Annotated in this window: 21 protein-coding genes and 2 pseudogenes; 8 read left to right on the top strand and 15 right to left on the bottom strand. The window is 70.1% G+C overall.

Annotated features, from left to right (window positions below; genetic code table 11):
* The first annotated feature begins 403 nt into the window (after window positions 1–403).
* On the top strand, window positions 404–784 hold the full coding sequence (locus tag ACFV2S_RS06455) for a hypothetical protein (RefSeq protein WP_385554771.1): 381 nt from the start codon (window positions 404–406) through the stop codon (window positions 782–784).
* Between the two features lie 377 nt (window positions 785–1,161).
* On the opposite strand, the pseudogene ACFV2S_RS06450 reads toward ACFV2S_RS06455, so the two are convergent.
* A pseudogene (locus tag ACFV2S_RS06450) lies at window positions 1,162–1,700 on the bottom strand (DUF5713 family protein); the annotation flags it as partial.
* Window positions 1,701–2,008: 308 nt separating this feature from the next.
* Between ACFV2S_RS06450 and ACFV2S_RS06445 the strand changes: the two are divergent.
* Window positions 2,009–2,929: an acetoacetate decarboxylase family protein gene (locus ACFV2S_RS06445; RefSeq protein ID WP_385554769.1), complete on the top strand. Its 921-nt coding sequence runs from the start codon at window positions 2,009–2,011 to the stop codon at window positions 2,927–2,929.
* 25 nt (window positions 2,930–2,954) lie between these two features.
* Entirely contained in the window at window positions 2,955–4,553 is a 1,599-nt protein-coding gene (locus ACFV2S_RS06440) for a succinic semialdehyde dehydrogenase (protein ID WP_385554767.1), read from the top strand.
* A gap of 287 nt (window positions 4,554–4,840) precedes the next feature.
* Here the strand turns inward: ACFV2S_RS06440 and ACFV2S_RS06435 are convergent, their stop codons facing one another.
* A complete protein-coding gene (locus ACFV2S_RS06435; protein WP_385554765.1) occupies window positions 4,841–6,091 on the bottom strand; it encodes an NADH:flavin oxidoreductase/NADH oxidase family protein in 1,251 nt (416 codons plus the stop codon).
* A 95-nt stretch (window positions 6,092–6,186) separates the two neighbouring features.
* On the opposite strand from ACFV2S_RS06435, the gene ACFV2S_RS06430 reads away from it, so the two are divergent.
* Window positions 6,187–6,801: a TetR/AcrR family transcriptional regulator gene (locus ACFV2S_RS06430; protein ID WP_376489284.1), complete on the top strand. Its 615-nt coding sequence runs from the start codon at window positions 6,187–6,189 to the stop codon at window positions 6,799–6,801.
* A 43-nt stretch (window positions 6,802–6,844) separates the two neighbouring features.
* On the opposite strand, the gene ACFV2S_RS06425 is transcribed toward ACFV2S_RS06430, so the two are convergent.
* Genes ACFV2S_RS06425 through ACFV2S_RS06405 form a run of 5 tightly spaced genes read right to left on the bottom strand, consistent with a single transcriptional unit; the run spans window position 6,845 to window position 11,371 of the window.
* Window positions 6,845–7,489 (bottom strand): histidine phosphatase family protein, encoded by a 645-nt coding sequence (locus ACFV2S_RS06425; protein WP_385554763.1) that lies wholly within the window; start codon window positions 7,487–7,489, stop codon window positions 6,845–6,847.
* 21 nt (window positions 7,490–7,510) lie between these two features.
* Window positions 7,511–8,581: a phosphotransferase family protein gene (locus tag ACFV2S_RS06420; RefSeq protein WP_385554761.1), complete on the bottom strand. Its 1,071-nt coding sequence runs from the start codon at window positions 8,579–8,581 to the stop codon at window positions 7,511–7,513.
* Window positions 8,581–9,339: an SDR family oxidoreductase gene (locus ACFV2S_RS06415; protein WP_384885564.1), complete on the bottom strand. Its 759-nt coding sequence runs from the start codon at window positions 9,337–9,339 to the stop codon at window positions 8,581–8,583. Before ACFV2S_RS06415 ends, ACFV2S_RS06420 begins: the two co-directional genes overlap by 1 nt.
* Window positions 9,336–10,151, bottom strand: a complete 816-nt coding sequence (locus tag ACFV2S_RS06410; protein ID WP_376489288.1) for an SDR family NAD(P)-dependent oxidoreductase — start codon at window positions 10,149–10,151, stop codon at window positions 9,336–9,338. Before ACFV2S_RS06410 ends, ACFV2S_RS06415 begins: the two co-directional genes overlap by 4 nt.
* Window positions 10,148–11,371, bottom strand: a complete 1,224-nt coding sequence (locus tag ACFV2S_RS06405; protein WP_385554758.1) for an acyl-CoA dehydrogenase family protein — start codon at window positions 11,369–11,371, stop codon at window positions 10,148–10,150. The genes ACFV2S_RS06410 and ACFV2S_RS06405 overlap by 4 nt, the downstream gene beginning before the upstream one ends.
* A 655-nt stretch (window positions 11,372–12,026) precedes the next feature.
* Between ACFV2S_RS06405 and ACFV2S_RS06400 the strand changes: the two genes are divergently transcribed.
* Window positions 12,027–12,407: a PPOX class F420-dependent oxidoreductase gene (locus ACFV2S_RS06400; RefSeq protein ID WP_385554756.1), complete on the top strand. Its 381-nt coding sequence runs from the start codon at window positions 12,027–12,029 to the stop codon at window positions 12,405–12,407.
* 474 nt (window positions 12,408–12,881) lie between these two features.
* Here ACFV2S_RS06400 and ACFV2S_RS06395 read toward each other — a convergent pair whose 3' ends face one another.
* Window positions 12,882–13,481 (bottom strand): TetR/AcrR family transcriptional regulator, encoded by a 600-nt coding sequence (locus ACFV2S_RS06395; protein WP_384885570.1) that lies wholly within the window; start codon window positions 13,479–13,481, stop codon window positions 12,882–12,884.
* A gap of 260 nt (window positions 13,482–13,741) precedes the next feature.
* On the opposite strand from ACFV2S_RS06395, the gene ACFV2S_RS06390 reads away from it, so the two are divergent.
* Complete coding sequence (locus ACFV2S_RS06390) at window positions 13,742–14,038, top strand: hypothetical protein (RefSeq protein ID WP_385554754.1); 297 nt, start codon at window positions 13,742–13,744, stop codon at window positions 14,036–14,038.
* A 317-nt stretch (window positions 14,039–14,355) separates the two neighbouring features.
* Window positions 14,356–15,075, top strand: a complete 720-nt coding sequence (locus ACFV2S_RS06385; protein WP_385554752.1) for an IclR family transcriptional regulator — start codon at window positions 14,356–14,358, stop codon at window positions 15,073–15,075.
* Window positions 15,076–15,202: 127 nt separating this feature from the next.
* On the opposite strand, the pseudogene ACFV2S_RS06380 reads toward ACFV2S_RS06385, so the two are convergent.
* Window positions 15,203–15,364, bottom strand: a pseudogene (locus ACFV2S_RS06380) (pirin); the annotation flags it as partial.
* Window positions 15,365–15,709: 345 nt separating this feature from the next.
* On the opposite strand from ACFV2S_RS06380, the gene ACFV2S_RS06375 reads away from it, so the two are divergent.
* Entirely contained in the window at window positions 15,710–16,885 is a 1,176-nt protein-coding gene (locus tag ACFV2S_RS06375) for a helix-turn-helix domain-containing protein (RefSeq protein WP_385554750.1), read from the top strand.
* 52 nt (window positions 16,886–16,937) lie between these two features.
* On the opposite strand, the gene ACFV2S_RS06370 is transcribed toward ACFV2S_RS06375, so the two are convergent.
* Genes ACFV2S_RS06370 through ACFV2S_RS06345 form a run of 6 tightly spaced genes read right to left on the bottom strand, consistent with a single transcriptional unit; the run spans window position 16,938 to window position 24,725 of the window.
* Window positions 16,938–18,407, bottom strand: coding sequence for an aldehyde dehydrogenase family protein (locus tag ACFV2S_RS06370; protein WP_385554748.1), 1,470 nt, complete (start codon window positions 18,405–18,407; stop codon window positions 16,938–16,940).
* Window positions 18,404–19,534 (bottom strand): Zn-dependent alcohol dehydrogenase, encoded by a 1,131-nt coding sequence (locus tag ACFV2S_RS06365; RefSeq protein WP_017240623.1) that lies wholly within the window; start codon window positions 19,532–19,534, stop codon window positions 18,404–18,406. The genes ACFV2S_RS06370 and ACFV2S_RS06365 overlap by 4 nt, the downstream gene beginning before the upstream one ends.
* Complete coding sequence (locus tag ACFV2S_RS06360; RefSeq protein ID WP_385554746.1) at window positions 19,531–21,957, bottom strand: AMP-binding protein; 2,427 nt, start codon at window positions 21,955–21,957, stop codon at window positions 19,531–19,533. Before ACFV2S_RS06360 ends, ACFV2S_RS06365 begins: the two co-directional genes overlap by 4 nt.
* Window positions 21,958–21,959: 2 nt before the next feature.
* Window positions 21,960–22,736, bottom strand: a complete 777-nt coding sequence (locus ACFV2S_RS06355; RefSeq protein WP_385554744.1) for a gamma-glutamyl-gamma-aminobutyrate hydrolase family protein — start codon at window positions 22,734–22,736, stop codon at window positions 21,960–21,962.
* On the bottom strand, window positions 22,733–24,106 hold the full coding sequence (locus ACFV2S_RS06350; RefSeq protein ID WP_385554742.1) for a glutamine synthetase family protein: 1,374 nt from the start codon (window positions 24,104–24,106) through the stop codon (window positions 22,733–22,735). Before ACFV2S_RS06350 ends, ACFV2S_RS06355 begins: the two co-directional genes overlap by 4 nt.
* A complete protein-coding gene (locus ACFV2S_RS06345; protein ID WP_376383234.1) occupies window positions 24,099–24,725 on the bottom strand; it encodes a hypothetical protein in 627 nt (208 codons plus the stop codon). The genes ACFV2S_RS06350 and ACFV2S_RS06345 overlap by 8 nt, the downstream gene beginning before the upstream one ends.
* Window positions 24,726–24,729 lie beyond the last annotated feature (4 nt).

Here is a 24,729-nt window from a genome sequence, read left to right as displayed (position 1 = left end):
GCCCCCCGCCCAACCCCCCACCCGTGCCTAATAACACCCCGCCGCCCGCAGCAACCCCCCCGCGCCCGCCCGGGGGGGCGCCCCCCCCCCCCGCCGCGCGAGGCGCCATCGGCTTCCCCTACCTGCCGATCCCCGACGATCGGCTCCTTCCGTACCAGCATGTCTCCTCTACGCCGAGATCCTCGGCGAACAGGTCAATCGAGGAACGCCCGCTCCACCACGTACGCATTGCCGACCGCTTCAGGCGGCGCGCCAGCAGGACCGACTGGACGACATCAGCTGCCCTGGAAGCGACAAGGAGGCAACTGCCGCGTGCGGCGCTTCGTCCGGGCCCCGAGGCGCACCCCGTAAGCACAGACGGGGCGTCCAAAGATCGCCCCACCCAGACAGAGGGAGCGCGAAGATGGCGGAACCGATCCACCTCGACGACCGGGACGATCCGGAAGATCCCGCAGCAGAGGGTCCTGCGCATGTACCCGACGGCCGCACCGTGCCGCACTGGCGCGACGTCCCACACCTCGGGGGGCTCCGCGCCACATCGCCGAGAGCATCTGCGTATGCGGCGCCGGTACGTCCAGATCATGACGATGCGTTCGATCCGGATGCGGAGGAGCAGCGGCCGGGTGTCAACGAGGCACCTGGTTCCACCGCCACGGCGGAGCCCGTCTCCGACACGCACGACGAAGAAGGCCCGTTCGAGCCGGCAGTCCTGCCCGGAGCTGTGGCCACCGTGTGGTCCAACATCCTCTCCACCGCGCTCCGTCGGCTCCAGAAGGGCCAATAGGCCGTGGACGGACGAGAGCGTCCGTACGCCACGTTGCCATCGCGGCCTTCTGGCGGCGGAGCTGCTCTCCGGCGGACCATCAGGACCGCCAGGTCACCCCAACTTGGGCCCGCATCGACGCTTCGGGCGGAGTAGTCGCCTGCCTGGACTCCCGGGTGTCGAGCGTGCCGAGATCGTCCGCCGACTCCTCCCCCTCCCGCAGGTGGGGGCTTCTCGCCATACCCCATCGGCGTCACGACGGACCAGCCCGGCCCGTAAGACGTTCAGGCCGCACGCGGTGTCCGCGCGCACGGCAACACGAGACACAGTGAAACTGCTCCCACGTGGAACAGTTCTCCTTCCCGACGTGCCCGCATTCCGAGGCAGGTCCACGGCGATCACGTCCTGCCCTGAACTGCATCCTTGGCGGCGTTGATCGAACGGTTGAGTCCTGACTTCTCAGTGGCCCCGTTGGACAGGACCCCGCCCGGCGTCCTGGGATCGGGCCTGAGCGTGGAAGCTCCAGTCATGTTGCGGATTCTGCGATCCTCGTCCGCGATCAAGTAGAGGCACCGCGCTGCCGCCACGCGATACGGCAAGCTCTCCGGTCGCCACGAGACGACCGACCCTGGCGCAGCCACTGCCGAATTCGATCGGAGATGGCGCTCCGTCGGCGTCCACCAGTCCCGGCCAGCGGTCAGCTCCTTCGCATCTGCGTCCGTGATTCCGCATGCCGATGCGGCGAAACAGAACTCGTTACAGATCCACTCGCGCGCAACCGTCTCAATCCCGCTTCCGGCCGCCGCGAACTGGCTGCCAGTAGGTTGAACTCCGCCGCCGCAGCCTGCGTGAGCGCATACAAGGTCCCCAGATTCGACAGCTGCTCGGCCTTAATCCATTCGCACAGCCGCAGCAGAATCGCCTTCCCCTGATCGACCTCGTGATCAGGACTCTCACCACAAACCCCAGCCGACGGCGCACCGGTGGGCCATCTAGGCCCGTTCCGACCACAGAGCCCGCCCCTCCCGCCCGCATCACGTGCACCTCAAGGCAACGCCGCAGGGGTGCGACAGCCCTGGCATTCCCCGCTCAGGACACCCCGGCACCGCAGGCACGGGAATGCCCAAGCCATCGACCGTCGAGAGTCATCTGCAGAATCCCCCCACCCCATTGTTGACAGTGCATACATCGCGCCCCTATAGTCATGTGTGCACCGCTTACATGACTAGTGAAGGAACCCCCGCCATGTCTTCAGCACAGAAGGACGCCGTCAAGGTCAACCTGGGCGGCCGTGAGGTCACGGTCCCGAAGGGCGGCCTGTACGACCGCTACCGGATGAACCCGAACCTCGACGAGATCGCCCGCGACCCCCGCGTCAGCGGCGTGGACTTCTTCCGCCGGCTGCCCAAGATCAAGGTCGACTCTCCGATCGGTTCCACGCTCACCCCGAACTTCTACTACACGATGTCCACCGCCCGGCTCACCATGGTTGCGCCGTCCCGGGCCATCCGCGCCCGTCTGCCCGAGGAGCTCTCGCCGCTGGAGATCGTGCCCGGCCTCGGCCTGATCTCGGTCATGTTCTTCCGCTACGACGTGTGCGACATCGACTTCTACACCGAAGCGGCCGTCGGCATCGCGGTCAAGCCCGCCCGGCACGGAAAGCTCGGCTTCTTCGACCTCGTCTCCGGCCTCAAGAACGAACACCTCGACTCCTACGTGCTGTCCCTTCCCGTGAATTCGGACATCGCCCAGGTCCGCGGCCACGACGGCTACGGCTTCCCCAAGTGGGTCACCGGGCTCGACGTGGACATCAACGACCACCGGACGACGGCCCGCGTGGCCAACGACGCCGGCGGAGTCGACCTGTCGCTCCTGGCGAACACCCCGACCCAGAGGGCCTACCCGAGCGGGGAGCGCGTCAGCTCGCTCACCTCGTACACGACGATCAACGGCGCCTGGCACTCCACTCTGAACCAGACCAACGTGCTGAACGCCGGCACGACGCGCAGCACCAACGGCATCGCCCTCCAGCTCGGTGAGGGCCGCATGTCCGACGACCTGCGGTCGCTCAAGCCGAAGCGGACCATCCAGTTCGACGTCATGACCGAAGGCCAGGCCGCCCTCCACATGCCGGTGCCCACCTCGGTCCAGAGCCGGAACAAGTAGCAGCAAGCGACAAGGAGTCCCTGCCATGGTCACCGACCACGCCAGCCGTACCAAGGCCGCCCGCGGCCTGGGTCTGCCCGCGTCCATCACCCCGGCCCTGCTCACGAAGCTGACCGCGCGGGTCTCGGCCGCACCGAATGCCGCACGGGTCACCACCAACGCCCCCTACACCGGCGTTCCCCTCGCTGACTTCCCCGTCTCCACCCCTGAGGACGTCGAAGCCGCGTTCGGGCGGGCACGGATCGCGCAGAAGTCCTGGGCGGCCACGCCGATCGCGGAGCGCAAGCGGATCCTGCTGCGTTACCACGACCTCGTCCTGGCGCGGCAGGACGAGGCGCTGGACCTGATGCAGGCCGAGAACGGCAAGACCCGCCGCGACGCCTACCTCGAGGTCGTCGACATCGGCATCGTCTCCCGCTACTACGCGCGCAACGCCGAGAAGTACCTCAGCCCCAGGCGCCGCCGCGGCGCGATCCCGCTGCTCACCCACACCACCGAGCTGCGTCACCCCAAGGGCGTCGTCACGGTGATCTCGCCGTGGAACTACCCGCTCAGCATGGCCGCCAGCGACACCATCGCGGCGCTCATGGCGGGCAACGCCGTCGTGCAGAAGCCCGACACCCAGACCGCGCTGACCGCCCTGTGGTCCATGAACCTCATGTACGAGGCGGGCCTTCCGGCCGATGTCTGGCAGATGGTGATCGGCCGCGGCAGCTCCATCGGCGGCGCGCTGATGGACAACGCCAACTACATGATGTTCACCGGCTCCACCGCCACCGGCCGCCAGATCGCGAGCGACGCCGGCAAGCGCCTCATCGGCGCCTCTCTGGAGCTCGGCGGCAAGAACGCCATGATCGTCCTGGACGACGCGGACATCGACAAGGCCGCCGAAGGTGCCGTCAACGCCTGCTTCCCCTCCGCCGGGCAGCTGTGCGTGTCCATCGAGCGCCTCTACGTGGCCGAGTCGATCCGCGACAAGTTCGTCGCCGCGTTCGTCGCCCGCACCAAGAAGCTCAAGATCGGCGCCGCCTACGACTACAGCATCGATGTGGGCAGCCTCACCACCCCCTCCCAGCTCAAGACCGTCACCGAACACGTCGGCGACGCCGTCTCCAAGGGCGCCACCGTCCTCGCCGGCGGCAAGGCACGACCCGATCTGGGGCCGCTGTTCCACGAGCCGACCATCCTCACCGACGTCACCCCCGACATGACGCTGTACGACCACGAGACCTTCGGCCCCGTCGTCTCCATCTACTCCTACCGCGACGTCGACGAGGCCGTCGCACGGGCCAACGCCACGGCCTACGGCCTCAACGCCAGCGTCTGGTCGGGCAACGGCGCCCGCGGCCGGGCCGTCGCCGCCCGCGTCCACGCCGGCACCGTCAACGTGAACGAAGCCTTCGCCGCGGCCTGGGGAAGCATCGACGCTCCCATGGGCGGCATGGGCGACTCCGGACTCGGCCGGCGTCACGGCGCCGACGGCATCCTCAAGTACACCGAAGCCCAGACCGTCGCCCACCAGCGCGTCCAGGGCTTCTACCCGCCGACCAGCATCTCCCCCGAGACCTGGGCCAGGCTCCTGACCGGCGCGCTGAAGGTCATGAAGGCAGCCGGCGTCCGCTGAACAGCGACTGGCACACAGCCGTGGCCCGATCGAGCCACGCCATGAAAAGAGGGCGGCTTGTCCACACGACAGGCTCGCCCTCTTCGTCTGCTCCGACGGGCGGCACCACCGCTTCTGAGGGTGGGAACACGTGCGCCTACCGCACACAGCCTCAAACGGTGCGGGGCATGTCAGAGGCGGCTGACAGTCTGGGCTCGTGCAGCGGCGCCCCCGGATGCAAAAGCGCCGGCGCCCCCGATCCGCTGGGGACACCGGCACCTTTCGGTGACATCGCGACAGGGCCTGCTTCACTGCCCGGCGGCGCGCCCTCCCTTGGACAGCCAGGCGCGGTAGCGGCGCAGGGCCCGTCGCTGCTTGCGGCGTTCGGAGATCAGGGCGAAGGCCGGGGAGGTGCCGGCCCTGGGCTTGCCGCCTTGCGCGAGGCGGCGCATCAGGTGGCGGACCCTGGCCATGCTGGCGGCCGAGGCGAGGGCCTTGTCGGACCAGGTCACGGGCTCCATCAGGCGGTCGGCCTCGCGGTGGTTCTTCCAGCGTTGTGGAAGGTCGGGTGTGAGAGTGAGGGCGGTGCCCATCCCTACGAGCGCGACGCCGCCGTTGAGGACTCTCTCCGCTGTGACACGCCGCGTGATGCCGCCGGTGAGCATCAGCGGTATGGGACTGGTCTTGACGAGGTCCTTGGCCAGGTCGAAGAAGTAGGCCTCGCGGGCCTGGGTGCTGTTGTCGGCGGGGCGCCCGGTCATCGCGGGACTCTCGTAGCTGCCGCCGGACAGCTCGACCAGGTCCACGCCGAGCGGTTCGAGCATCCCGATGACCTCTCGGGCGTCGTCGGCGTCGAAGCCTCCGCGCTGGAAGTCGGCGGAGTTGAGCTTCACCGCGACCACAAAGGACGGCGAGACCGCGGCGCGGATGGCCCACACGATGTCCAGCAGCATCCGTGCCCGGTTCTCCAGCGATCCGCCCCACTGGTCGGTGCGCTTGTTGACCAGCGGGGACAGGAACTGCGAGAGGAGGTAGCCGTGTGCGGCGTGGATCTCGACGCCGTCGAAACCCGCCTTCTCAGCACGGTGGGCCGTGACGGCGAACCGGGTCACGGTGTCGTCGATCTGCTGGGAGGTCATGGCGGTGGGGCGGCCGAAGCGGCTGCTGTGCCTGCCCATCGAGACGCCGACGTCGGAGGGACCCCAGACGACGCCGGGCATGTCGGAGGCGACCTGACGGCCGGGGTGGTTGATCTGCATCCAGATCGCGGCACCGCCGGACTTGGCTGCCTTCACCCAGTCGACGAAGGGCTTCAGGGGCGAGTGCTGGTCGAGTACGACGCCGGAGGGGGCGGTCAGCGCCTCGGCGTGGACCATCACGTTGCCGGTGATCAGGAGTCCGGTGCCGCCGGCGGCCCAGCGTCGGTACAGCGTGTACAGCTGTTCGCCGGGGAGCTGTCCGTCTGAGGCCATGTTCTCCTCCATGGCCGCCTTCGCGATCCGGTTCTTCAGTACCTGGCCGGAGCGCAGGAGCAGCGGCGAGAACAGCTCACTGGTCATCCCAGTTCCCTCTTCCATCTCAATCGCTTATGATGTATGCACCGTTCACATTAAAGGGGCTATGTAAGCGCCGTAAACATGAGGAAGTGTGACCTGTGTCTCAAGCCAGTGGATATCACCATGGGGATCTGCGAGCGGCCTGCCTGAGGGCCGCGAGAGAGCTCCTGGAGGAGGACGGCAGCGCCGCGCTCTCCCTGCGCGCGGTCGCCCGAAAGGCCGGCGTATCGGCCACCGCCCCCTACCGTCACTACGCGGACCGCGACGCCCTGGTGTCCGCGGTCGCCGCGGAGGGGTACCGCGAGCTCGCCCAGCACCTGGCCGCGGCGCACCCGGCGCCCTCCACGCCGGACGACCTGGCCGCTGTGGCCGTCGTGTACGTGCAGTTCGCCCTCGAGCACCCCGCCCTGTTCCGGGCGATGTTCGCCGAGCCGTGCGATCCGACCAGCGAGGAACGGGTTGCCGCGACCGCCGTCATCACGGAGTACGTCCAGAGCATCGTCCGCGACGCCTTCCCCGGCGCCGAGGACTCCGCCGCCCTGGCGACGACGGTGTGGGCCCTCGTCCACGGTCTGGCCTTCCTCCATCTCGACGGCAAGCTCGACACCTCCACCCCCGAGGCCGTCGCCGCACAGGTCAGCGCCTCCGTGTACGCGCTGTTCGCCGCCTCGCCGGCGCTGTCACAGGCGGTAGCAACGCCGGTCGGCAGGTGACGGTCCAGGCACGCGAAGCCCCGGCCATGTCCGCCGGACGCCGTCAGCGGTAGGTGAGCAGGTGGCGTTGATCGCCCGCGAAATGGGCGTGCTCATTGAAGGTCAGGAGGGTGGTCCCGGACGTCCCCACCGCGAGGGTGGTGACGGAGGCGTTGACGGCCACCCGGTTGAGGGCGACGACGCCCTCGGGCGGCAGAGAGAGCAGTGCGCCGCACAGGGCGGCGAGGATTCCGCCCGAGGTGACGACGACGGCGTCACTGCCTCGGCCGAGGGCGGCGGCCAGCTCGGCCAGTGCGGCGGCGGCACCTTCGGCGAAGGTGGTCCAGGTTTCTCCCCCGGGCGCACCGGGGTCCCGCATCCAGGCCATCAAGGCGTGATCGAGCAGGTCCTGCACGGACGCGGTCTGTGACGAGGGGGCATAACGGGCGACCAGGGCGAGGTGGTCGTACTCGTTCCAGCGCGGGTCCTGGTGGAGCGGGCGCTTGAATCCGGCGGTGTCCGCGATGAGGCGGGCCGTGTCGCGCTGGCGGCTCAGGGTGCCCGACACGAGGTGCGGGTCTCGCAGGCCTCGGCGGGCGAGTTCCTCGCCGACGGCGGCGGCCTGGGTGCGGCCGAGTCCGGACAGGACGTCGTAGTCCTCCGTGTCGAAGGAGCCCTGGCCGTGACGGACGAGACAGATGAGCGGCATGGCGTGGTGGTGTCCGTCCTGTCAGTTTCCGGTGCTGCGGCGGATGACCGAGCGGCAGCGGTGGTCGAGGTAGTTCACGGCGAGCCAGAGGTGGCGGAAGGCCGGGTTGCGGGTCTGCTTGTGGTGGTAGCGGTAGTAGATCTGCTGGGCGATCACGGCGAGCCGGAACAGTCCGAAGGCCTCGTAGAAAGGCCAGTTGTCGGCGGGCACGCCCATCCGGTCGCAGTACCGCTCGACGATCTCGGCGCGGGTGAGCATGCCGGGCAGGTAGCTGGGCTGGCGGCGGATGGCCTGGGCGATGCGGTCGTCGTCGGCCTGCACCCAGTAGGCGAGGGCGCTGCCGAGGTCCATCAGCGGATCGCCGAGGGTGGCCATCTCCCAGTCCAGGACGCCGGTGACGTGCAGGTCCGTGTCGTCGAGGACAAGGTTGTCCAGGCGCCAGTCGTTGTGGATGACGCAGGTGGCGATGTCGTCGGGCTGGTGGTCGGCAAGCCAGGCCGTCACGCGGCGGAAGCTGGGTGTGTTCCAAGTGCGGGCCTGGGCGTAGCGGCGGGTCCAACCCTCGACCTGGCGGCGGACGTAGCCGTCACCCTTGCCGAGGTCGGTCAGCCCCGCGGCAACGGGGTCGACCTGATGCAGGTCGGTGAGGGTGTCGACGAAGGCTTCCGAGAGGACCCTGGCTCCGTCGGGTGCCAGGTGCATGCCACGCGGGAGCCTGCCGCGGAGAATGAGTCCGGGCACCTTGTCCATGACGTAGAAGTCGGCGCCGATGACGTCCGGGTCCTGGCACAGTGCCCGGACCGTGGGGACAAGCGGAAAGACGGGGTTGAGTGCTTCCTGGACGTGGTACTCGCGAGCCATGTCGTGCGCGGAGCCGGCCTTCTTCCCGGCCGGCGGGCGGCGCAGGATCAGTTCCGTGCCGAGGTGCGGGTATCGCAGCAGGTAGGTGAGGTTGGACGCTCCGCCCGTGAACTGGACGACGTCGGGGGAAGGGCCTTCGAGTCCGTCCACGTGCTGTGTCAGCCAGTCGTGCACCCGCTCGACGTCGAAGGCGTCCTCGGTGCGGACCGGGCTCTGGTGGGTGTCGTTCATCAGCTCACCTTGGCCACGAGTCGCAGGGGCAGGTGCCGCATGAGGAAGCCGACCGGCACCCAGGGCCAGGCGGGGACCTTCGCTTCGGGGCGCTCGCGTTCGATGGCCTGCACCATGGTTCGTACTCCCTTCTCGGCGGAGGTCAGCAGCGGTGTCTTCGCTGCGCCGGCGCTCAGGTCGGTGGCGATGTAGCCAGGGTGGAGAGTGGTGACCGCGATCGGTGTGCCGGAGGCGGTCATCTCGGCCCGGATTCCTTCGGCGAGCGCCGAGACGCCCGCCTTGGTGGCCGCGTACGTGGTGAGGTGGCGGGGCAGTCCACGCATCGCGCTCATCGACGAGATGACCACGAGGTGCCCGGAGCGCTGTGAACGGAAGATCTCCATGGCCGCCTCGCACTGGGCGAGCGCGGCGGTGAAGTTGGTCTGCGCGGTCTGCAGATTGGCGGCGAACCCGCCGGTGCCGATCGGTCTCCCCTTGCCCAGGCCCGCGTTGACGATGACCCGGTCCAGGCCGCCGAGATCGTCACGCAGGGCGTGGAAGACGTCGAAGACCTGCGCGTGGTCGTTGACGTCCAGGCTGCGCACGGCGACGGTGACGCCTGGGTGCGCGGCGAGAATCTCTTCACGCAGCGTCTCGAGACGGTCGGTGCGGCGTGCGCAGAGCGCGAGGTCACGGCCGCGGGCGGCGAAGGTGCGGGCCATCTGCTCGCCGAGTCCTGAACTCGCCCCGGTGATGAGGATCTTGTTTCTCCTCGTCATGCCGCCCTCACCTGATCCAGTCGGTCGTGCGCTTCGAGCTTCCTGGCCGTACGCCGCCATCTCCTCGCGGCCTGTGCGTCGGCCACGCGCGGAAGGAGGCGCTTGAGGCACAGGGCACGCCGGTCCTCGAAGTGGGTGAAGACGAGGAACCGTCCTCGGGAGACCGCGTCGACGATCTGCTCGGCGACCTGTTCCGCCGTACGCCCGCCGCTCTGGATCCTCCGGTCGGCGAACTCCGCCAGTACCGGGTCGGGGCTGTGCAGATCGGCTCTCAGGCCGGTGCGGACATGGCCCGGGCAGACCACTGTGGTGCGGATGCCGAACGGCTCCAGTTCCTGACGGAGCGTCTCGGACAGGGAGATGACCGCGGCCTTCGAGGCGTTGTACGAGGCCATGCCGGGTGTGTTCAGCAGTCCCGCCGGTGAGGCGATGTTGACGATGTGCCCGCTGCCCTGCTGCTTGAACAGGGGTACAAAGGTGTGGCAGCCCTGGGCGACGCCCTTGAGGTTGATGTCGATGATCCAGTCCCAGTCGTCGCTCTGGAGGCGTTCGATGCGGCCGGCCGCCATCACTCCGGCGTTGTTGACCAGAACGTCCAGACCGTCCCAATGATCCAGGCACCAGCCCAGGGCGCGCAGCCAGTCGTCATGGACGCGGACGTCGAGGCGGAGAAATGAGACCGCTCCGGGCGGCAGTACGGCCGGCTCCTCGCGGTCCGCGATCAGGACGCGGTCTCCGGCGGCGGCGTGGCGTTCGGCGAGGGCGCGGCCGAGGCCGGAAGCTCCCCCGGTGATCAGGACGCGCCGGCTCATGCCGTCTCCCGGGTGCGGTACCGGCCCAGTTCGGTGCGGGCAACGACGCCGAGGTGGACCTCGTCGGGGCCGTCGGCCAGGCGCAGGGCGCGGGCGGCGGCCATGGCGGAGGCGAGCGGGAAGTCGTCGGAGAGGCCTGCGCCTCCGTGGAGCTGGATGGCCATGTCGATCACTTCGCAGGCCATCGTCGGGACGGCCGCCTTGACCTGGGACAGCTCGCCGATGGCACCGGCGGCGCCCACGGTGTCGAGCAGCCAGGCGGCGTGCAGGACGTGGAGCCTGGCCTGGTCGATGGCGATCCTGGCCTTCGCGATGCGTTCGCGGTTGCCGCCCAGGTTGGCGAGGGGCTTACCGAAGGCGGTGCGGGACGCGGCCCGACGGCAGGCCAGTTCGAGGGCGTTCTCGGCCAGTCCGATCAGCCGCATGCAGTGGTGGATGCGGCCGGGACCCAGCCTGCCCTGGGCGATCTCGAAGCCCCGGCCGGGCCCGGCGATCACGGCGTCGAGCGGGAGCCGGACGTCGCTGAAGGACACTTCGCCGTGGCCGTAGGGCTCGTCGAGGTAGCCGTACACCGGCAGCATGCGCTCAATGCGGACGCCCGGGGTGTCCAGGGGGACGAGCACCATGGAGTGCCGGGCGTGGCGCGGGGCGTCGGGGTCGGTCAGTCCCATGAAGATGACGAACCGACAGTCCGGGTGTCCGATCCCCGTACTCCACCACTTGTGGCCGTTCAGGACGATGCTGTCGCCGTCCACGACGGCGGTGGCGGCCATGTTGGCAGCGTCGGAAGAGGCCACGTCCGGCTCGGTCATGCAGAAGGCGGAGCGGATCTCGCCGCGCAGCAGCGGTTCCATCCAGCGCTTGCGCTGTTCGTCGCTGCCGTAGTGGAGCAGGACTTCGGCGTTGCCGGTGTCGGGTGCGTTGCAGTTGAAGATCTCGGGTGCGATGAGTGAGCGGCCCATGAGTTCGGCCAGGGGCGCGTACTCGGTGTTGGTGAGCCCGGCGCCGTAGACGGGGTCGGGGAGGAAGAGGTTCCACAGCCCGGCCGTCCTCGCCTTGGCCTTGAGTTCGTCGATCACCGACGGGATGGAGGCCCAGCGGTCCTGCTGGTCCCGTAGTGCGGTGATGTACCCGCGTTCACGCGGCAGGACGTGCGACGTCATGAATCCGCTGACGCGATCGACGTACTGGCGCGTCTTGGGCGAGTGTCCGAAGTCCATGTACTTCCCATCCTGTCGAGCATTGCTCAGTAATCGACCCGGCATGCAGACCGGACGTACGCACCCGGCCCGCGTCCGGACCCCGCCGCTCAGGGGAACGACAGCGGCCCTACCGGGGGCCTCCAGCACCAGTTCATGACATCTCGTAGATGGGCCGAGCGGTGAGCAGGCGTAGGCCGGCCCAGCCGGATATCGCTGGGGCGTTCTACCACCCCAGCCACATACCGACCGGTACGGACTTTGAAGTCATGGCCGCCGACCCTAGCTTGTTGAGCGATGCTCGACAAGCTGTCGCCCGACGCTCGGCGAGCTCCGGGCCCGCCGTCCATGCGCGGTGGAGCCAGGCGAGTCGACCAATGTTGACACCGCTCACTCCCGTGGTTAATGTACACGGCGCACACATCGAGCGCATCGGTGGCCGGCCTCCCGCCAGGCTTGCCCCAGCCCTGCCGGGAGGCCGACCACTGATGCGCTCGACCACCGCGCCTCTACCCATGCTGGTCAGAGACGCCGAGGCTGTGGGCTACAGCGGTAAGGGGACAGCGGTCATGCTCCCGCACCACCACGGGGCCGCCGTCGCGATGCGAAAGACGACGGCATCGGCGCGCATGCATGCCCCTGCCTGGGTGGCCGACAGGACTGAGGAGCGCCCCACATGATTCCCGCCGAACTGAGGCAGGCCCGGTACCTCAGCCTGACCACGCACCGCAAAGACGGGACGCCGGTCGCCACACCGGTGTGGTTCGCCACCGAGGGCGACGAGCTGTACGTGTGGACCCGGATCAACTCCTGGAAAGTGAAGCGGCTCCGCCGCGACCCTCATGTCGTCGTCGCCGCGTGCGGCATGCGCGGCCGGATCGAGGACGGCGCGACACGCTTGGAGGGCACCGGCCGGCTGCTCGACGCCGACGGGCTCAAGGCCGTACGGAGGCGACTGGCCCGCAAGTACACCTGGCAGTGGTGGCTGGCCGACTGGCCCGCGACCGTCGCCCGGCGGGGCAAGCGGCCGCACGCGGGCATCGCCGTACGGATCTGACCCGCCCTGATCCGTCAGGAGCGGCAGGCAGACCGTCGAGCCAGCTTCCCCGGCGGCACCTCAATCTCGCGATGGCGGCCAGAGATCGACATCCGAGCCCGCGCCTTCCGCACCCCCCGCCACTTGCCGTCCTACGCCCCCATCAGCCCAAGGCCGTGCACGCGGCCGTCCTGCAGCGCTTCGCCCACGAGAGCGGGCCTGTCTCAGCGTGCGCGATTCGGCGCAGCTGCGGGGTGCCCGATTGCCGGCGGGCACCGAAGCCTCTGGCCAGCGCCCTTCGGAGGCCGGCCGCGCGAGTCGATGCGGCAGAAGGTGAGCCAGAGCGCCCGTTCTCGTGGACAAAGCCATACCGAGCAGCGGCGGGTCCGCCGACATATGCCATTCGCGGGCTCGCCACGACCGACGCGGCCGCGCCCAGAGTTCCACTCCCCCGAGGGCGGACGAGGACACGCGCCCAGCCGACGTCAGCCGGTGTCAGTGACGGCCTTCGGCAAACTTTTCCATGGCCTGTTCCAGACTGCTCACGAGGAGGTCGACCAGACCGTCCTTGTCGATGACATCGGCGGTCGAACTGATGGCCATCTCCTCCATCATGGCCAGCCAGCCACGCGCGGCCAGGCGGTGGAGCGGGGTGGGGGCATGGATTTCCGCGGCCTGCAGCACTCGGTCGGTCAGGGTGCGGCGATTGTCCTCGAAGACTTCCAGCACCTTTTCGTCCCCGCCGGCCGCCGCGCGCACCACGGCTACGTAGTTGTCCTTTCGGCGCTGCACGAACGACACAAAGCCGTCGACGATGCCGCGTACCCGGTCTGTGGGGGTGCCTTCTTCGGGGGCTGTTGCGTGAAGAAGCAGCCGGCGTCCGCCCGCCTGGACGACGGCGACGTAGTAGTCCCGCTTGGTGGGGAAGTAGTGGAAAAGCAGCCCTCGGGAGATTTCCGCTTCGGCAGCCACCTCGTCGATGGACATCTCATGGATGGGCCGAGTGGTGAGCAGTCGCAGGCCGATGTCGATCAGCTGCGCCCTTCGCTCCTCCGGCTTCAGCCGTGCACGGGTGGGCGCGGACTTGGTGGTCATGTCTGCGGAGACTAGCTTTTTGAGCATTGCTCGACAAACCGGCCGGGGAACGACGCCGGGGTGACCGCATGGCTGCTGGACACTTTCCGGACCGCCAATGTTGACACCGCACACCTCCCTCCTCTAATGTTTGCAATGCTCACATCGGTTCTCTCTGGTGGTCTTCGTGAAGGCTGGATCCCCGCGTCGTGAAGCACGGCACCAGCCTTCCCCTCCTGTCTCCCCGCGCGGACCTCCAGCGCCTGAAAGGAGGCGGAGCCATGGCCTACTACGAGGTCAACGTCCCCATGCGAAGTGTTGTCGGGGACAGCGGAATACACGTCTTCACCGGCACGGCCGCCGACGCCGGCGCCGCCCTGCGGATCGCACAGCAGACGTACCGTGCCGCGCAGGAAGCGCAGCACGCCGGCCGCGCCATCCCCGGCAAACGCCCCGACGGCTGGGCAGCCCGCGGCTACCGGCCCGGCTGGCAACTCGACTGGCGCGCCGCAACCGCAGCCCTCTGGAGGGACATGCACGGATGGCCCCGCAGCGGTGCCATCCGCACCGCATGGTGACTTCCACCTCCCCCGGCCTGAAGGCCGGGGACTCCCCACCTTGGCCGGCTGCCGCCTCGCCGGGTTCCTGATTCGGCACGCTGCGCCGATGAAAGCACCGGCCACGCCGACGCGGCGCGGGAAGGCGAGGGGACACAGCGCTCACTGCGCCGCCTTACACCCAAGACCTGCCCGCCTCAGGCTTTCCGCGGATCCGTCTCGTGATCGCCACGGCACAAAGGCCGACGACCTTAGCCCTTCCCCGCTGACCGCCCCTCCCCCTGGGCAAGGTCGCCGCTAGTCATCGCTCGCGAACCGAGACTGGAGCACACCCCATCATGGATGTACCGGACGTCTCGAGCAGGGTCGGCGTCCTCGACAAGGCCGCGACGATTCTAGGCACGCTGACCTCGGGCCCGTTCGCTCTGGCAGAACTGGCCGCCATCACCGGATTTCCACGGGCCACGGCCTACCGGCTCACCATCGCACTCGAACACCATCGCCTTGTCGCCAGGGACGCACGGGGCCGCTTCGTTCTCGGCCCTCGACTCGCCGAACTCTCGGCCGCCGCAGGCGAGGACCACCTGCTGGCCGCAGCCGGCCCGGTCCTCAACTCCCTGCGGGACACCACTGGCGAAACCACCCAGCTCTACCGCCGCCACGGGGAGATGCGCCTCTGCATCGCCACGGCCGAGCGGACCACCGGCCTGCGCGACATCGTGCCGGTCGGATCCGCACTCTCCATGAAGGCCGGCTCCGCCGCCCAGATCCTTCTCGCCTGGGAGGAACCCGAACGCTTCCACCAGGGCCTGCAGGGCGCTCGCTTCACAGCCGCCACCCTCAGCGGCGTGCGGCGCCGAGGCTGGGCCCAGTCGATCGGCGAGGGCGAACCCGGCACAGCCTCCGTTTCGGCGCCCGTTCGCGACCCGTCCGACCGGGTCGTCGCCGCCGTCACGGTCACCGGCCCGATCCAACGCCTCACCCGGCACCCCGGCGCGCAGCTCGCACAGGCCGCCGTCGACGCGGCCGACCGACTCACCGAAGTCGTCTCCCGCTGAAGCGCGCCGCGCTGGCTGTGCCACCGAGAGAAGGTGCGAAACCATCCCTCCCGGTAGCACGCCGAAAGTCGGAGGCACGGCCGAGCGAGCCTGCTGCGGACATCGGCCGCGAGGAGAAAACCCCAGGTCAGCGCACGCGCCCCCGGGCCTTCTGCGTCGGCGGGACCTCGGGGGCGTCCAGGCGGGCGCCGTCGTAGCCCTTGACCTCGCCGAAGCGGTCGGAGGTCATCCAGTCCTCCCGTGCCTGGCGGATCTCCTCGTCCGTGCGGCCCACGAAGTTCCACCACAACCCGAGCGGGCATCGCATCACCGCAGGTCAACCCCCCTTACCTCAGGCATGGGTCAGCAAAAGGTCAGCATCGGCGCCCGGGGAGGCCGCAGGCGTCCGGCCTGCGCGTGACGGGGTGCGGTCATCCCTCGATCCCGGCCAAGGAGACCGGCTGGGCGCGTGCCGATCCAGGCTTGCCACCGGAGGACGCCCCGGACCCGTACGCGCTCCGCCCAGCGGGCCCGACACAGCTCGGTAACATCGGGTCGAGCCCTCGCCGAGGACGACCCTGCCGGTATCGTCCGGCGCTATATTGCGAGGGTGGATTCCGGATGGCCGCGGCCGAGCCGACGTACTGCCGAACTGATGCGGGACGTCGCCGAATCCCTCCTGGCTTCGACGAGCGTGGCGGTCGACGGGGTCGTGGCCGCCGCCCACCGGGAGGCCGAGTACCGCGCCCTGTTGGACGACCCGCAGTTCGCGGCGGCCGACCGTCACATGGGTAAGGCATATTTCAGGCATTGGCTGTCGGCCACCCTGCAGGACCCCGGTATGCGGGTCGGGCCGTGTGTCGACCCCGAGGTTCTGCAGTTCGCTCGCGACCTGGTGCGACGCGGCCTGGACACGCACGACCTCGGTTCGTGGCGGGGCGCCCAGCACGGGGCGTGGGAGCTGTGGGTCGACGCCTGTTTCGCCGCGACCACCGTCGTCGACGAGCTCCGTGACGTGATGAAGGTGTCCGAGCGGTCGATGGCGACCTTCGTCGACGACTCGATCGCGGCGCTCGACGAGTACACCGAAAAGGAGCGTGCGGACCTCGCGCGGGGCGCCAGCGCCGAGCGGCACGCCACCGTCCAACTCTTGCTCGAAGGTGCGCCGATCGGCCGGGCGCTGGCCGAATCGCGGCTCGGGTACGCGCTGGCGGGCAGTCACCTCGCCGCGATCATCTGGAGCGACTCCGTCGACGAGGCCGCGGGTCTCGACGCGGCCGCCGAGGCGGTGATGAGGATGTGTGGAGCCTCGTGCCGGCTCACCCTGAACGCGAGCACGACCGCGCTGTGGGTGTGGGTTCCGGCGGACACGGTCCCGCCGGCCGAGACGGCGGTGGCCGCCCTGGCCGGCCACCCGGGAACCCACGTCGCGTTCGGACGTTGCGGGCGGGATGTCGACGGTTTCCGCCGGAGTCACCTGGACGCCTCCGCCGCGCAACGACTCCTGGCGCGCATGGGCTCGGCACGCCAGGTCGTCCGGTACGAGGACGTCGCGCTGGTGTCGGTGCTCACGGCCGACATGGCGCAGGCCGATCAGTTCGTGACCGATACGCTGGGCGACCTCGCGACTGCCGACCCGGTGCTGCGGCAGACCGTGCTGACCTATGTCCGAGAGCGGTTCAACGGTTCAGCCGCCGCGGAGCGGATGTTCACGCACCGCAACACCATCGAGCGACGGCTGGCCCGCGCCGACCAGCTGCTGCCGGTGCCGCTTGCCGACAACGCCGCGAGCGTGGTCGCAGCGCTCATGCTCGTGGAGTTGCGGCACTGAACCCCTCACGTCCGGCGGCGCTCGTGAGGGGCTCGGTCTCCTTCCGGGCCGGTCACAAGGGCAGATCCGGCGAATCGACCCCGACGACCCGGTCTCCGCAGAACACCCGCACCGACTCCGCGGGCCCGTGGCCGCCGATGCCGGACGGGCCCCAGAAACTCTGGGCGGAGTCGTCGCCGAGATCGGCGAGCTTGGCGCCGTTGACCCGCACCTCGCCGGACACGATCCGGGCACCGATCGCGATCGCGCGGTCGGTGTCGGTGCCGAACACGTAGGCGTCCAGGCCCGACGGGTGCGCGTTGGCGGCGCGCAGCGCGTCCTCGTCCGAGTCGACGCCGTGCAAGGAGACGACGGGCCCGAACAGCTCGGCGGTCGTACGTTCCGGGTCGGACCCGGTGGCGAGCGTGGGAGACAGGAAGAAGCCCGCCAGGCCGGGCAGCTTCCCGGGCTGGTCGATCTCGGCACCGAGCGCGCGCAGGCCCTCGATGCGCTGGAGCAGGTTCCGGTGGTGCGGTTCGTTGGCGATGGGTCCGATGTCGGACTCCTCGTCGAGCGAGTGCCCGATCCGCAGCCGCGCGATGCGCTCCGCGAGGGCCTCCCGCAGGGGCTGCACCAGCCGGTGCGGTGCCAGGACTTTGCCCGGCCCCTCGCACCACTGGCCGTTCAGGTTCGTCATGCCGGTCAGGATGCCGTCGGCGGTCACGTCGAGGTCGGCGTCGTCGAGCACAAGCACGGGGTTGTTGCCACCGAGTTCGAGCTGGAGGACCTTGAAGTCCTCGGCGGCGGCGCGGGCGATGACCCGCCCGGCGCCCGGGCCGCCGGTGAAGGACACCACCTTCACCCGGCGGTCGCCCGTGAGTGCGGCGCCGATGTCGCCCGTGCCGTGGACGAGCTGCAGCGCGCCCTCGGGCAGGCCGGCGTCGACGAAGCACTCGACGATCACCTGCGCGCTGGCGGGGGCGTGCTCGGACGGCTTGAGCAGCACCGGGCAGCCCGAAGCCACCGCGCTGGCGACCTTCGCCGCCGGGATGAAGCTGGGGCCGTTCCACGGCGTGAGGATCGCGGCGGGCCCCCAGGGCACCCGGTGCAGCCGGACGTCGCGCCCGCCGGCGGCGAGCGCGGTGACGCGGGGGATCCCACGGGCCTCGTCGGCGGCCGCCCGGATCCGGGCCGGGAGGAACGCGGCGAGCTTGCGGGTGGCGGTGATCGCCGTGCCGCTCGTGATCGCGTCGGTGCGGGCGATTTCCTCGAGCCGCTCCTCGACGTTCGCCGCGGCCCGTTCGAGCGCCTCGGCCCGCATGAGCCGGAAGTCGTCACCGGCCCAGTCCAGCGCATCGTAGGCGCGCTGCGCGTGCTGCAGCGCTCGCTCCAGGTCGGTGGGCGATGTGGTCACCGTGCGGTGGACCGGCTCCCCCGTGTTCGGGTCGACGTTCCACGCGTCGAGCTCTCGGCATCGCACCCACTCACCGGCGATGTAGCTCACCGGCTGCGCGAGAGACGTTGTTGGTGTCGTGGTCTTCATCGGGTCTCCTCCGCGGCGGGGTTGCCGGAACGGATCGGCATGGCGACGACGATGCGGGTCACCTCGCCGGACTTCATCGCCTCGAAGCCCTCGTTGATCCGGTCGAAGTCGATGACCTCGCTGACCATCTCGTCGAGCAGCAGCCGGCCCTGCTGGTACAGCCGGGCGAACTGGGCGATGTCCTCCCTCGCCTGCCCCGACCCCATGTACGAGCCGATCAGGCGCTTCTCGCCGAAGAAGAAGTCGGACGCGGGCAGGGTCAGCTCGGTGCCTTCGGGAGCGATGCCGACGAGGCAGGCCGTGCCGGTGGGGCGCACCACGTCGAGGGCGGTTGCCGCGGTGCGGGCGGACCCGACGGCCTCGAAGGAGTAGTCGACGCCGTCGCCCAGCAGGGCGCGCACCGCAGCGGCCACGTCGTCGACGCCGCCGTTCAGGGTGTGGGTCGCGCCGTAGCCGCGGGCGGCTCGCAGCCGCTGCTCGTCGACGTCGATCGCGACGATCGCGGACGCGCCCGCGAGCCGCGCGCCCTGGATGATGGCCGAGCCGACGCCTCCGCAGCCGATCACGGCCACGGTGGAGCCGGGCCGTACCCGCGCCCCGCGGAACACGGCGCCGACACCGGTGACGACGCAGCACGACAGCAGGCAGCCGACCCGGGTGGACACGCCGTCGGGCAGCTTCACGGCGGCGTTCGCGCGCAGCAGCATGTGCTCGGAGAACGCGCCCAGGTCGCCGAGCCGGGCGACCGCTGTCCCGTCGGGCAGGGTGTACGCGGGCCGCGGGCGGCGCCGGATCTCGTCGAGCCGCCGGCACTGTGTCGAACGGGCCGCGTTGCAGTTCGCGCACTGGCCGCACGACGGGGTGAGCGCGCCGGTGACGTGGTCGCCGGGGCACAGGTCCGTGACGGCCGAGCCGACGGATTCGACGACGCCGGCCACCTCGTGACCGACCACCACCGGCAGGTCGGTGGAGACGGTGCCGGTGACGTAGTGCAGGTCGCTGTGGCAGAGCCCGACGTGCGTGACGGCGATCCGCACCTCGTGCGGCTCGGGCTCGTCGACGTGGATGTCGGTCAGGTGCAGGGGTTCGCCCACCTTCGTGAGCACGGCCGCGCGGGTGGTGATCATTCGTTCTCTCCGGTCGTGGTGGCGGGCTTCTTCGCGTTCCAGAAGCCCGCGATGCCCGCGGTCAGCGCGCCGCTGTTCCACGACGCGTCGGCCGCGGCGTCCTCCAGCACGAAGGCGCGTTCGATCTCTTCGGACGAGGGACGCAGCAGCGCGAGGTGCAGGGCGGTGTTGTTGCCGCCCTCCGGTGTCCAGGCGTGGACGAGGTCGATCGCGCGGTCCAGCAGGTCGTCCTGTTCGACGATCTGATCGATGAGACCGATCCGCAGTGCTTCCTCGGCGCCGATGCGCTCCGAGCCCAGGACGATCCGCATCGCGTGATTGCTGACGATGCGGGTGAGGAGCACGCTGGACGCGTTGGAGATCGTGAGGCCGCGGGCGTTCTCCGGCTGGAAGAACGTGGTCTGCGGCGTGCCGAGCCGCGCGTCGCAGCACAGCGTGATCTCCGAGGCGCCCCCCACCGCGATCCCGTTGATCGCCGCGACCACGGGGACCCGGGTCTCGATCACCGCCCGGGTGACGTCGTGGAAGGTCTCGAAGGTCTCGCGCATCTCGGCGAACGTGGTCGGCGGAGCGCTGAGGTCCTCGCCCGCGCTGAACGCGCGGCCCGTTCCCGTGATCACGATTCCCCGGGCCCGCTCACCGGTGCCGTGTTCGCGGATGAGCGCGGCGAGGCGCAGGCGCATTCCGACGGTGAGCGCGTTGAGCTTCGACGGGCGCCGCAGGGTGATCACGGCGACCTCGCGGATCACGTCGACGAGCACGTGTTCAACCGCCGTGTCCGACAGGGCCGCGTCCGACGACGCCGCGGAGGCCGATGAGGTCCGGTCGCGCAGGTCGAAGGTGGTGCCGGGGGCCTCGGCCGCCCGGGCCCTGAGCGCGGGCTTCGACACACGCTCCGACGGGGTCCGGGGGAAGTCCGCGACGAATTCGACGTAGCGCGGCACTTTGAACCGCGCGAGCCGCTCCGCGACCCGGGCGATGATGGCCTCGGCCGTCGCCCGGTCGCCGGTGCCGCCCGCCGCGAGCTGGACGAAGGCCTTGAGCTCCTCCCCGAGCACCTCGTCGGGCTCGGGGACGACCGCGGCCGCGACGACGCGGTCGTCGGTTTCGAGCGCTGCCTCCACCTCGGCGCTGGCGACGTTCTCGCCGCCGCGCCGCACCATGTCCTTGATGCGGCCCACCAGGCGGATCTCGCCCCGGTCGTCGGCGACCGCGAGATCACCGGTGTGCAGCCATCCGTCTCGCAGCGCCCGCGCGGTCTCCTCGGGACGGTTCCAGTAGCCGAGCATCATCGGCGCTCCGGACACGGTCAGTTCGCCGGGTGTGCCGACGGGGACCTCGGCGCCGTCGGCGTCCACGATCCTGACGCGCTTGGTGGGCACGGGCCGCCCGATGCCGCCGCTCCCGACGACCGCGGGATCGGCGAGTGGGCTGATCAGGTCGATCCCGCTCTCGGTCATGCCGTACAGCTCTCGCCACGGTGCGCCCCAGCGGTCCTCCAGCTGGGCGTGCAGCGCCGCGGGGATCGCGGAGCAGAACACCGCGCGCAGGTGGTTGTCCCGGTCGTCGGCGGTGGGCGGCTGCTTGAACAGCAGGGTGGGCATCGCTCCGAGGACGTAGCAGAAGGTCACGCGGTGGCGCCGTACGTCGGCCATGAACCCCGACGCGGAGAACCGCGGGAGCACCACCAGCGGGGCGCCGGCGGTCAGGGCGAGGACCGTGTTCCACTGCGGGTCCATGTACGAGAAGGGCTGCGCCGTGAGCAGCACGTCGTCGCCGCCGAGGCCGGCGGCCGCGGCGCAGTCCCGAGCGATGCGGGTCCAGTAGTCGTGGGTCAGCATGCACGCCTTCGGGAATCCGGTGGTGCCCGAGGTGTACTGAAGGTTGGCCAGCGTGTCCGGGGTGATCGGGACATCCGGGGCGGTGGCCGGGACACCCGTGAGGGGGATGTCGGCGCCGTCGACGATGCGGAGGCCCGCGAGGGCGTCGTCGCCGGATGCCACCTCGCGCACCAGCGAGAGGTGCTCGGTGTCGGTGACGATCACTTTCGCGCCGGAGTCGCGCAGCACGAACGCCAGGTCGGCCGCTCGGTATGCCGAGTTGACGGGCACGGCGACGGCGCCGGCCTTGAGCACCGCGAACCAGGTGAGCGGCCACTGCGGGACGTTCGGCAGCATGATCGCGACGCGGTCGCCCGGCGCCACGCCGTCGGCCTCGATGAGGCGGTGTGCCAGCCGCGACGACGATGCGTCGGCCTGCTCGTAGGTCCACGAGGCGTCGCCGAACCGCAGCAGCTCGGCGCCGGGAGTGCGGGCGGCGCCATCCGCCAGCAGGCCGGTGACGGTACGTACCTGGGGCGTCTCCCCCATCAGGTCGAGGGCGACGGCGGGACGCCCCGGTGTTCCGTCCCTGGGCGTGGTCACGGTTATCGGGTCAGCCGGCATGCTCCGGCCTCCTGTCGTTGTCTCGATTCGTCGACGATCCAGGCCATGGCCGGGTCGTCCCGTTCCATCCACTCGGGGTGCCACTGCACCCCGAGGATCGGCGCGCCGGGCGCCTCCACGGCCTCCGCAACCCCGTCGCGCGTGCGGCCCGTGACGACGAGCCCCGCGCCGCACCGGTCGACGGCCTGGTGGTGCCACGAGTTGGTGACGGCGCTGTCGCCGAAGAGCCGCGCGGCCGTCGAGCCGGGCTCGAAGGTCACGAGGTGCTCGGCGTCACCGTCGGTGGGCGCGGCCAGCGGCGACAAGTGCGGCACGGGGCCGGGCGGCAGGTCCGCGACGAGCGTTCCGCCCAGCGCCACGTTGAGCAGCTGCATCCCGCGGCACACCCCCAGCACGGGGATGCCGCGGTCGATGGCGGCGCGGGTCAGGGTGAACTCGTATTCGTCGCGTTCCGGATCGTGCGCATGGGGATCGAGCCGAGGGTCGACATCGCGGACCACGGAGGTGTCGCCGCCCCACCGGGCCGGGTGCACGTCCTGCCCGCCGGTGATCACCACCCCGGACACCCACGCGCAGACGTCCAGCGGATCGGCGTCGTAGGGCAGGAGCACGGGCACCCCGCCGGCCTGCGCCACCCGCGTCGCGAAGGCGGACATGAACGAGTCCACGCACGCCGTGGCGTAGCGGTCGTCCGTTCCGGCGATCAGGCTCAGCTGGAACCGGCGGCCGGTGATACCGACCAGTGGCTTGCCGCTCACGGGAACTCGAAGTAGCGACGGGTCTCCCACGCGGAGAGCTCGGCGTACGGGTCACCACCCTTGGTGTGGAACTCCATCCATTCCCACCGGCGCGACGCCACCCAGAAGTCGACGAACTCCTCGCCCAGGTACTCGCGAAGGATCTCGTCGCCTTCCAGCGCGGCGATGGCCTTCGTGATCGTGTCCGGGATCCGCTCGACCCCGCTGTCGTCCGGCAGGCTCCACGCCATGTCGTCGACCTGTGGCGGTGCATGCATCCGCCGTTCGATGCCGGCCACGACCCCGGCCAGCACGCCGGCCAGCGCGTAGTACGGGTTGACGTCCGAGCCGGGCAGCCGGTACTCGAGCCGCGAGTACGTGGGGTGTCCGACGATGGCCCGCACCGCCGCGGTCTTGTTGTTGACGCCCCAGCTGATGGTGGTCGGTGGGCCGCTGATGTCGACCAGGCGCCGGTACGAGGTGATCTGCGGCAGCGCCAGCAGGGTGTTTCCCGCCATCGTGGCCATCAGCCCACCGACGGCCCGCAGCATCACCTCGGACGGTCCTTCGGGTGCGAAGAACTGGTTCTCGCCGTCCCGGTGCAGCGAGAGGTTGATGTGCGCGCCCTGCCCGAATCCGGCGGTCGGCTTGACCATGAAGGTCACCGACCGGCCCTGCTCGAACGCGACTTCGCGCATCACCTGCTTGGTGCGCACCCAGGAGTCCCCGAGCGACACCGGATCACTGGGCGCGAGGTTCAACTCGGTCTGGCCGGGGGCGGCCTCGTCGGTCCACGCCTCCCAGGTGATGCCGAGCTCGTCGAGCCGGTCGGTGACCGCGTCCATGTAGTCGACCCAGTCCTTCGACCTCGCCAGGTGGTATGTGGCGCCGGTGTCTCCGCCGAGCGGGGTGAGATCGCGGTACCCACGGGCCCGCGCCTCCTGGACGGACTCCGCGAACAGCGTCGTTTCGATCTCCACCGCGACCTTGGCGGTGTAGCCGAGGGCCTGGAGGCGCTCGACCAGCCTGCGCACCATGTTCCGCGGACAGATCGGCACCGGCCGCCCGTCCCGTAGCCAGTAGTCACCGATGACGGCTTCGAGGCCGGGCTTCCACTGCACCAGCGTGGCCATGTCGGGGATCATCGAGATGTCGTAGAGGTTGCCGCGCCAGTCCGGGAACGCGTCGCCGTACACGAACGCGTTACCCAGGTCGATCGCGAACAGGATGTCGGCGAAGGCGAAGCCCGACTCCTTGCCGGACGCGAACTTCGCCGGCGTGATGGTCTTTCCCAGGAAGCTCCCGTCGTGGCCGGTGGCCTCCAAGCGGATGGCCCTCGTGGGTGCTGTCCGAGCGGACCTGGTGGATGCCGACCGGGTGAGTTCAGACATCGAATCGAACCTTCCACGAGGCAGCCGTCATGACCGACAACTGCGAGAGCGTCCCCTGGACCCGCAGGCCGGACTCCAGGGAGGTGAGCAGGTAGTCGGCGCCGGTGAACACGCCTGCCAGCGCCTCGGGCGTGCCGACCATGCGGTACGTGCTGGGGCCCGCACCGAATCTGGCCTCCTGGGGGCCCTCCGGTTCGCTCGCCACCGCGACGAGGACGTCGGGGATGCCGCGGATGCCGCGGGTCACGTCCCAGAAGTGCTCGGCGGCCTCGCGCCACGGAGGCAACGGGGGCCGTAGGGCGCGGAGCATCCCGCCGGCCAGTTCCGCGTCACCGTCCGGGTCCTGCGTGGACGCGAAACGGGATTCGAGGTCGACGACCAGCGTGGCGTCGGCCGGCGCGAAGACGCCGCCGGTCACGGTGACGGCGCCGCCGTGCAGCGTGACGGTGGCGGCCTGCGGGGTGTTGTGCGAGCGGACGGCGACCGTCCCTGTGCCTCGGCCGAGTACCTCGGGGGCGTGACCGGTCCGGACCGCGTCGCACAGGGTCCGGCCGAGCAGCCGGACGACGGGCGTGGCATCGTCGTCGATCTCTATCCGGACCGGCGCACGCTGAGCCACGAGA

The sequence above is a fragment of the Streptomyces sp. NPDC059695 genome (assembly GCF_042733785.1).
Lineage (GTDB): Bacteria > Actinomycetota > Actinomycetes > Streptomycetales > Streptomycetaceae > Streptomyces.
Note: the sequence above shows the minus strand (reverse complement) of the source record. Positions and strands in the feature narration are given on the sequence as shown.

Bases quoted from the DNA above. Each gene is read 5' to 3' on its own strand.
- ACFV2S_RS06365 (WP_017240623.1), bottom strand. From the start codon at position 19,534: ATGATCACCACCCGCGCGGCCGTGCTCACGAAGGTGGGCGAACCCCTG.
- ACFV2S_RS06420 (WP_385554761.1), bottom strand. From the start codon at position 8,581: ATGAACGACACCCACCAGAGCCCGGTCCGCACCGAGGACGCCTTCGAC.
- ACFV2S_RS06370 (WP_385554748.1), bottom strand. From the start codon at position 18,407: ATGAAGACCACGACACCAACAACGTCTCTCGCGCAGCCGGTGAGCTAC.
- ACFV2S_RS06445 (WP_385554769.1), top strand. From the start codon at position 2,009: ATGTCTTCAGCACAGAAGGACGCCGTCAAGGTCAACCTGGGCGGCCGT.
- ACFV2S_RS06455 (WP_385554771.1), top strand. From the start codon at position 404: ATGGCGGAACCGATCCACCTCGACGACCGGGACGATCCGGAAGATCCC.
- ACFV2S_RS06375 (WP_385554750.1), top strand. From the start codon at position 15,710: ATGCGGGACGTCGCCGAATCCCTCCTGGCTTCGACGAGCGTGGCGGTC.
- ACFV2S_RS06405 (WP_385554758.1), bottom strand. From the start codon at position 11,371: ATGGACTTCGGACACTCGCCCAAGACGCGCCAGTACGTCGATCGCGTC.
- ACFV2S_RS06385 (WP_385554752.1), top strand. From the start codon at position 14,356: ATGGATGTACCGGACGTCTCGAGCAGGGTCGGCGTCCTCGACAAGGCC.
- ACFV2S_RS06440 (WP_385554767.1), top strand. From the start codon at position 2,955: ATGGTCACCGACCACGCCAGCCGTACCAAGGCCGCCCGCGGCCTGGGT.
- ACFV2S_RS06410 (WP_376489288.1), bottom strand. From the start codon at position 10,151: ATGAGCCGGCGCGTCCTGATCACCGGGGGAGCTTCCGGCCTCGGCCGC.
- ACFV2S_RS06425 (WP_385554763.1), bottom strand. From the start codon at position 7,489: ATGCCGCTCATCTGTCTCGTCCGTCACGGCCAGGGCTCCTTCGACACG.
- ACFV2S_RS06390 (WP_385554754.1), top strand. From the start codon at position 13,742: ATGGCCTACTACGAGGTCAACGTCCCCATGCGAAGTGTTGTCGGGGAC.
- ACFV2S_RS06435 (WP_385554765.1), bottom strand. From the start codon at position 6,091: ATGACCAGTGAGCTGTTCTCGCCGCTGCTCCTGCGCTCCGGCCAGGTA.
- ACFV2S_RS06350 (WP_385554742.1), bottom strand. From the start codon at position 24,106: ATGTCTGAACTCACCCGGTCGGCATCCACCAGGTCCGCTCGGACAGCA.
- ACFV2S_RS06415 (WP_384885564.1), bottom strand. From the start codon at position 9,339: ATGACGAGGAGAAACAAGATCCTCATCACCGGGGCGAGTTCAGGACTC.
- ACFV2S_RS06400 (WP_385554756.1), top strand. From the start codon at position 12,027: ATGATTCCCGCCGAACTGAGGCAGGCCCGGTACCTCAGCCTGACCACG.
- ACFV2S_RS06395 (WP_384885570.1), bottom strand. From the start codon at position 13,481: ATGACCACCAAGTCCGCGCCCACCCGTGCACGGCTGAAGCCGGAGGAG.